The sequence below is a fragment of the Streptosporangium nondiastaticum genome (assembly GCF_003011965.1).
GTDB classification, from domain to species: Bacteria; Actinomycetota; Actinomycetes; order Streptomycetales; family Streptomycetaceae; genus Streptomyces; species Streptomyces nondiastaticus.
In genome coordinates this window covers 375,096-382,694 of sequence record NZ_PXWG01000001.1, presented here as the reverse complement: position 1 = coordinate 382,694, position 7,599 = coordinate 375,096, and the positions used below count along the sequence as shown (strand labels likewise).

General features: G+C 67.8%; 6 protein-coding genes. All 6 read left to right on the top strand.

Annotated features, from left to right (window positions below; translation table 11 throughout):
* Positions 1-59: 59 nt before the first annotated feature.
* The 6 genes from B7P34_RS01715 (at position 60) to B7P34_RS01690 (ending at position 6,724) form a co-directional block, all read left to right on the top strand.
* The gene (locus B7P34_RS01715; RefSeq protein WP_106673927.1) at positions 60-449 is read left to right on the top strand and encodes a VOC family protein; all 390 of its coding nucleotides are present in this window, start codon (positions 60-62) and stop codon (positions 447-449) included.
* 238 nt (positions 450-687) lie between these two features.
* On the top strand, positions 688-1,083 hold the full coding sequence (locus B7P34_RS01710; RefSeq protein ID WP_106673926.1) for a nuclear transport factor 2 family protein: 396 nt from the start codon (positions 688-690) through the stop codon (positions 1,081-1,083).
* A 1,330-nt stretch (positions 1,084-2,413) separates the two neighbouring features.
* Positions 2,414-2,617 (top strand): hypothetical protein, encoded by a 204-nt coding sequence (locus tag B7P34_RS01705; RefSeq protein ID WP_146166692.1) that lies wholly within the window; start codon positions 2,414-2,416, stop codon positions 2,615-2,617.
* 129 nt (positions 2,618-2,746) lie between these two features.
* Complete coding sequence (locus B7P34_RS37125) at positions 2,747-3,472, top strand: toxin-antitoxin system YwqK family antitoxin (RefSeq protein WP_189382337.1); 726 nt, start codon at positions 2,747-2,749, stop codon at positions 3,470-3,472.
* Positions 3,473-5,619: 2,147 nt separating this feature from the next.
* Positions 5,620-6,186 carry a hypothetical protein gene (locus tag B7P34_RS01695; protein WP_146166691.1) on the top strand — a complete coding sequence of 189 codons (567 nt, stop codon included), beginning with the start codon at positions 5,620-5,622 and terminating at the stop codon, positions 6,184-6,186.
* A 241-nt stretch (positions 6,187-6,427) separates the two neighbouring features.
* On the top strand, positions 6,428-6,724 hold the full coding sequence (locus B7P34_RS01690; RefSeq protein WP_106673923.1) for a hypothetical protein: 297 nt from the start codon (positions 6,428-6,430) through the stop codon (positions 6,722-6,724).
* Positions 6,725-7,599: the final 875 nt, after the last annotated feature.

Below are 7,599 nucleotides of genomic sequence, written 5' to 3'. Positions count from 1 at the left end.
CCCTCATTCCCCCACCCTGTCCCTCCGCCGGAGGGGCACGCACCAACAGGAGAATCACCATGGGTTTCGCACCCTGCTTCAGCGTCAAGGACACCGCGGCCAGCATCGCGTTCTACAAGAAGCTCGGCTTCGACGTGGACTCCAGCACCGCCAAGCCCGGCGACGACATCCACATGCTCTTCTACCAGGGCGAGTTCTGCACGATGCTCTACAGCAACGACGACCTCAAGAACTGGCTGCCCGTCCTCGCGGACGCCCCCATCGGCTTCGCCGGCATGCACTACCTGGGCGTGGACGGCCTCGAAGAGGTCTACGACCACATCGCCCAGCACGCCGAGATCATCAAGCCACTCACCGAGGACCACACCGGGGTGCGCCTGTTCTACTTCCGCGACATCGACGGCTACGTCATCGGCGTCAACGAGAAGTCCACCGTCAACGTCGGCTGACCCCACCCGCCGGCACACCTGTCGGCGCGCATGGCTCGACCGGTCCGGGGGTGACGGCCCCACCACAGGCCCTCACCCCCCGCCCCGGACACTCAGGACGGCGGGCACACCGACCGCACCACCGCACCCCTCACCGCCCACTCACCCAGGCAGCCGAAGACACGGCATATAGGACCGCTGGCGACCTACACCCGTGTCACTCTCTCCGTCACCCCCCACTCAGAGAAGGACTGAACTCATGAGCACCACCATGTCCCACACCGAGGCCAAGGCGATCGTCGACGCCTGGGCGAGCGCCTACAACGACCAGGACTTCGACCGCTTCGCCACCCTCTACACCGACGACGTCCCCTACACCTGCGCAGCCTTCGGACTCGCCTTCACCGGCCGCGACGCCTTCGTCGCCCACATCAAGGAATACGCCGGCGCCGTCCCCGACCGGAAGATGACCATCCAGCGCGTCATCGCCGACGGGAACGCCATCGCCATCGAGTTCGACTTCGCGGGCACCAGCTCCGGAATGCACCCGGCCCTGCCCCCCAAGGGCGAACCCGTCCGCACCACCTTCTGCACCGTCCTCACACTCCAGGACGGCAAGATCGCCTCCCAGGCCGACTACCTCGGCGGCCAGTAACCCCGCAGCCGGCACCGGACCCACGCCAACCGGCCTGCTGAATCAGATCTGCCGTCACACCCGGCATCCGGCCACCCCACCCCCTGAGGTCCTGGCCCGCACCCGCGGAACAGGACCTCAGGGGCACGGCCACCCACCCGGGACTCTTGCCGCCGCTCCATGCCCCGCCGACGCCACGGGCACGACCCGTGAGGCACCCGGTGAGGCCAGGTCGGCCAAGAACACTTCACCGAACGCCCCCCTCAGCGGCTGCCGGGAACACCGGCGCGATGCCCAGCCGGCTTGGAGTCACAGCCACGTGATGATGGCAATATCGTTACCGCCATCACCGCCGTCACCGCTGGCGACGCCACCACAACGGCCCACCGTGAACGCCCCTCCGGCCCCACCGGCACCGTGGGAGCCATCCTTTGCCCCGCCACCACAGGCATCACCACCCGGCGCGCCCCTGCTACCGAAATTCCGGCACTCCGCTCCAGAGTGGTGCCGGTCAACCCGCTCAACGGGTCCGCACCACACCTGCCACGCGACGAATCGTGTCCTCCGTCGGCTCCGCCAGGCACATTGGCGGTGGTGGTGGATCCGCCCCCACCGCCATCGCCTCCCTGTGCCTGCGCCCGCGGAAAAGGCTGAGCCTGCGCCTGCGTAAAGGCTGAGCCACGCAGGAGCCGGGGCAGCTCCACCGTCGTAGCACCCCCCTACGCCACCGCCGGAAGCAGGCCCGAAGCCCCCTCCACCCCCATGTTGCTGTCCTTCGCCTCCCCTGGCTCCTTCGCCGCAGACAACACCGCCACCGGACCCGGACCCGATATACACCTTGATCATTTCTCCGGGGCGGGCTCCGCTGATGCGGCATCTGGTCCGTGCCCCGCTCTGCCAGCGACCCGGAAGGCCACGCGCCTGGCCCTGCCGCCGCCCCTCGGCCACGACCTTCCAGACCGCTCCGCCCAGCACTGACCAATCCACCCGGACCACGCAGCAACAAAGGAATCCCGCACTGATCACTACATTCCGAGACGATCACTGAACATGCACCTCAGAACCTCCCCGGCTTGCGGACCTCCACGGAAGCCCCAGATCAGATACACACCACACCGCAGGAGAGAATCCTGAAACGATCGCTAGATCCTCAGGCCAGCACACCATTCACACAGTGATCACTAACGGATCTGTCAAACGCCGCCGACGTGGATCTCACCGACGAGTCCCTCTTCGACTGGCGAGGCGGTGGACCGGAGAACTGGGCGCCGTCACCAGCGTGACTGTGACGGGAGCGCCGGGGTGGAGGACGGCATAGTCGGAGCCCCGTTGCCCGTACGAGGGAATGGGCGTGCGCGGCGCGCCCGCCGGGTGGCCCGGCCACCGCACAGTCACGGGTATAAGTGCCGATCTGCCCAACCCCTTTGGCGCATACCGGTGGGCCCTGGTGGATCCCGACCAGGAGCTGCTGGCTCAGTTGCCGGTGGTGGACCTGCTGCAGGGCGCCGTCAACGGCGCGGTGGAGCAGATCGATGTCGCTGGATATCTGGGATAGTCGGCCATTGACGCAGTTCAGCGCCTTGGGCATCGTTAAGGCACGTTGGGCACGCAGCCGGGGAAACGTCACGCCGGCTCCGAGCCAGAAGGCCGGGGAGACTTGAAGCCGGCATGGACCGTTCGCTACGTGGGGATGAAAGCGATGCTCGGTGGTTGGCCGACCGACGATCAGTTGAAGAAGACCTTCGTCGCTGTACTGGGAGAGGTGCTGAGCGGTCAGGGAATCCGGAGCTGCACCGGGCTCGACATGGACACGGACGACGCTTTGTGGGAGATCGCAGCACACTATCCGGAGGTCAGTCTCGACCTCGTCGACGCCGCTCGCGCGGCGTTCGCCGGACAACTGGACGGAAGCAACGCCGCGCGCTGGCATGCAGAGATCCAGCGCAAGTTCAAGGACCGGCAGGAAGGCCGCCGCGCGAGCGCGCGGGGCTCCGGGCCCGCTGGGCCCCCTGATACCGAGCCGTCTGAGGAACCGGCCGCGGCCGCCACGACGGCGCGAACGCTGCGCGTCACCGGTGACCGGACCTTCCTGGACGAGTACGGGCGCACCTGCCACGAGGGTGGGCTCTTGACCGGCGAAGTCGAGGAACGCACGGACACCGGGCAGATCGAGCTGCTCTCCACCTACTTCCAGGGCGTCGAACACGGACGGCAGCAGGAGTGGTGGCCAGACGGAACCAAGCGGGCCGATGGGGTCACGAGGCTGGGCAGCCCGGTGGGTGAGTGGCGGTACTGGCACGCCAACGGTCAGCTGGCCGAACTGGTCGTGTTCGACGACAACGGCCGGGAGATGACCAGAAGGCGCTGGAGCACCGCAGGAGAACTGACGCTGGACGAGGTGACGCGCTGAGCGTCTGGTCAACTCCTATCAGTGACCCCGGCTCATTTGCCGAATGTGCCAGAACAACCCCTGGACATCCACGAGGCACGTGCACTGGGGCCAATGTGGCCAGCATGCCTGACGCCTTCAAGTAACCCCAGATAACGGGTACGGGCACAGGCTGTTCGCCGAGCTCGATCGCCGGGGCCGTGGGGCATGGTGGAAGGCCGTCGCCGTCTGCCTGGACTTCCTCGCCCGCAACCCCGTCAACAGACTCGAAGGCGTTGCGGCCGCAGCCCAGCCGCGGCGGGCCGCGAGGCCGGCGTCGACGCCCGCAGCCCAGCTGGCGCTGGAGATGCTGGCGGAGCACCCCGTTCAGGTGGCGCCGCAGCGGCTGCGGTGGTCTGGAACGGCGCGCTCCCCGACCACCAAGCCGAGGCCGGAGGAACCTGGAGCCGATACGCTCCCGGCAATCACACACGGTCACCAGCAGGCTGGGCTCCACGGACAACTGGCGACAGATGATTAAGCGAGCTCACCAGTACCAAGCCCGTAGATGGCCTTGCTGCCGGGCGGCCCGACCCATTCCACACGGATCGTCCCGTCAGCATGGCTCACGCGGTAGCCGGTGGCGGTGCGCAGGCCGTCGGGGGCGAGGACGGATGCGGGGATCCCGGCCGTTATGCCGCCAGCTGCATCTGGTCCAGTGCGTGCAGGCCCAGGGTGAGCAGGGTGATGGCCACCGCGTCCCACTGCTCACCGCACGGCTGCCACCGGCCTGGGTCTCCGGCCGTCACCCACGTCTGGAGCTTGCGGTCAATGGGGACCGAGAATGTCGTCCAGCAGCTGGGCGGCGCAGGCTCTTGTGTCCTCGCCGCCCTCCTGGTCGGCGAAGACCCCGGCCCCGCCCCACTACCCCTGACTGAGCGTCACACTGATTACAGAGAGCTGTCGACGGTCACGCCATTCCCCACTCTTGTAGTCACGACTCCCCACCGGGACAGTGACCATGGGTAGGCACTGACAACAGCCCTCGGCAGGACAGGCTGCAGCAGGACGTGGGTGCCGACCAACCACGCCCTGGCGCAGTCGGGGCTGGCCGCCTGGGCAAGCCGCCACGGTGGACAACTTGCCCAGGGGCATCTTCGGCTTGCCTTGATCAGTCCCGTCGGCGGAACAGGCCGCGGCGCGGCTAACCCACGGCCGGCCTGCCGAGCCACGAGGCCCGTGCCAACGAACTCACAGGCGTGCTGACCTCTGTGAGCTTGCCGCGCCCCTCCCCTCCCCTCCATCCAGCAGATATTCGCCCCCTGATGCACAGAGGCGCCCCGCCCGGCCATACAGAGTAGGGCGCCGATTCGCCGTTCAAGGGCATGCAGCAGGGTCCAGTCGCGGCTGCGACTGGACACTGCGTAGGGGTCACCGTGCGGGTTACCTCTACGGCTACCGGCGCGGAAGTCTCTCCAGTCCTGTACCACTCCCCTTCTCGTGACGGAGCGGCGTAAGACGGCGGATACGGCACCACGGCCGGTGCGCTCGCCGGGTGTCGGCGTTGCCGGCCCCCTCGGACGGCGAACTTGCGCTCCTCCTCGATCGAGGCGAGAACGACGACTGTGACCGGCTTGGAGTAGCAGTGGCACTTGTACCGGTGCCCGGGGCTGCCGACCGGAGGTGGAGTGAATCCCGGGGGCTACTTTCACGAGTGGCGGCGCCAGGGCGAGGGCGGCCGGTGGTCGACGACACAGCTGATCTCCAACATGCCGCTCTCCGCGCAGGCCGCGATCGCTGTGCGGGACGGCCGCCCGGCGGACCACCGACCGTCGGTCAGCCGGAGCATGCCGTGGGGCGGAAGGTCCATCCTCGCGCCCATCCGGGCCGCCAGGGACTCATCGCGTCCTGCCTTTGGACAAGTCAATCCTGGTATCCAGGTGGAGCACCTTCGCCGACGGCCAAGTCACCTGCACCGGCGCACCCGCAGGTACCTGGGTCCCCTCTCGGAACCGTCCACCACCACTGACCCGCCCCGCCCAGCCCTCCAGCAGCCTGGACCACAGGAACCCGGCCCCCCGGCAGTCAGGGACGGATGGTGCCAGCCACCGGGCGTTCGTCCTTACTCCTGCCCATGCGAAGCATCGTCTTCGGCCCCGTGCTTGCCCCGACGTCCTTAAACTGGGGGTATGGCTTCGGGGGGCTGGAACTGGTTCTGGGTCGTCTCATCCATGCTGCTCGGCCAGGCCACGGTCCTGGCCTCGGGAATCTTCAACAACCGGTCCCAGTTCAGACGTGAGGCACTGGCCAGGAGGGCCGACCGGCACAAGGTGATCGCCGAGCGCCGTGAGATGTTCGAGCTGACTCACCTGGTAGAAGTGAACACCCTTCTGCGGAATGCGATGGCGGCCCTGCTTGCGTTCAACTCCGCCCGGACCCTGTACAGGTCGCGCAGGCAAGCTGATCCCTCCGCGCTGCTGGAGAGCTTCCGGCAACCCATGACGGACGCGTTCGACGCGTCGGACGCGGCTCTCGATGCCTCGCGCTCCCAGATCGGCTTCATCCTCGCGGACAACGTCCGGGCGCTGGCCGACGCAGCAGAAGAAGCCATCACCCTGGCAGTGTCGGCCGTCTCCCTCGACGAACCCGTCGACTTCACCATGGTGAGTAAGAAGGCGAACACGGCATACGAAGCCCTGGCCGCGCGGCTCCGGGACATCTACGCGACCGCGGAGCCGACGGCGGCACCGGGATAGAGAGCATCCGACAAGCCGTTTCACGCTGCTGCACATCGTCGGGCTTCAGTCTCCGGATGCCTGCGACCGTGACGCCGGGGCCCAGCTGGTAGGCAGTGCGGCCGGAGCCACATCCCGGTCTAGGCTCCCCGGGGGACGGCACGCCCTTCTCCCCTGCCAGGGGTAAGCGGACCAGGGCGGGACCATCACGGGTCTGTCCTCCCGCCCGCTTCCGGCCGCGGGCTCGGTCGTTGGACAGAGCATGACCAGTTGCCCGACCGCCGAGGACGCTGCCAGTGCCGCCGCCGGCCTCCTGGCGGACCACACTGCCGGAACCTGGGCACCGACCCCGGACGAACGCATGCTCGCCAAGGGCATCGCCCGCGTCGGACCATCCGCCGCATCGCTGCGGACCGGCCTACGCCACGTTGCGCCCGGCCGGTTCGCGGACGTACTCGCCATAGCAGCCGCGTACCTGGAGACGGTCGCCACCGGCGAGCCGGACGAGAGGCTGCTGCCCCTGCACCATCTTCTCGACGCCCTCGCACCCCGGCCGTAGCATCCCAGCCGAAAGAACAACGAAGCGCCTTCTGTCCGAGCCGGTCTGGCCGGGGGTGATCAAGGCGTGCAAGGGGAATGAATCCGGACGTCACCGTCCATAGCGACAGGATTACGTCATGGGCAGGTCATTCACCGGGGAAGAATTCCACCGGGCGCTCGCATCGGACTCCCTCACTCTCACCGCACCCCTGATCGGCATGGTCAAGACCGCTGACGAGCCGGATGCCATCCTGTTCGCCCCTGGTACGGCCTGCAAGAACTGGACCGCGATTCCGGTCACGCTCATCGAACGCGTGGAAACACTCAGCCAGGTCCCGTGCGACGACCATGTGCACCACTTGGTCCGGCTGCAGCTCAAGGATTCCGATACGCCGGAGGCCGCTGCTTTGGGGAGCTTGCTGCGGGCCGTCCTGGAGCTGAGGGGGGCTCAGCAGCCCGCGCCGCGGGAGCGGACGGGACAGCCGACGGCCGGGCGGTGGCTGCCTCGGCAGGGTGCTCACCGCTCCGTACACTCCGTGGTGGCCGGGTGTCCACCTCCGCCCGGGCCGTGTGTGGACGGCGACACGTGCTGCAGCCCGACCACCGGTTGCTGGGGCTGCTGCGGTGGCGTATGGGACTCGGCCGCGGCACACGGAATGCCCGAGTGCGTGTACGGCATGAGGTTCCAGTGCGGCGAGAGGGTCTACGACGCCGTCAACTGCTGGCCCATCGGCTGACAAGGCTGGCGCGGTCGGCTGCCGCCAGAGACCCGCGACCTGCCCAATCCGGGTTTACTGAGCGTTTCGCCCTCGAGATCAAACACGATCCCGAGGGCGAAGCGCTCCCTACATTGTTCTGCGGGACGTGGTGAGTCCTTCGCATGGTTGACCCGCC

Bases quoted from the DNA above. Each gene is read 5' to 3' on its own strand.
- B7P34_RS01695 (WP_146166691.1), top strand. From the start codon at position 5,620: ATGGCTTCGGGGGGCTGGAACTGGTTCTGGGTCGTCTCATCCATGCTG.
- B7P34_RS01710 (WP_106673926.1), top strand. From the start codon at position 688: ATGAGCACCACCATGTCCCACACCGAGGCCAAGGCGATCGTCGACGCC.
- B7P34_RS01715 (WP_106673927.1), top strand. From the start codon at position 60: ATGGGTTTCGCACCCTGCTTCAGCGTCAAGGACACCGCGGCCAGCATC.
- B7P34_RS01690 (WP_106673923.1), top strand. From the start codon at position 6,428: ATGACCAGTTGCCCGACCGCCGAGGACGCTGCCAGTGCCGCCGCCGGC.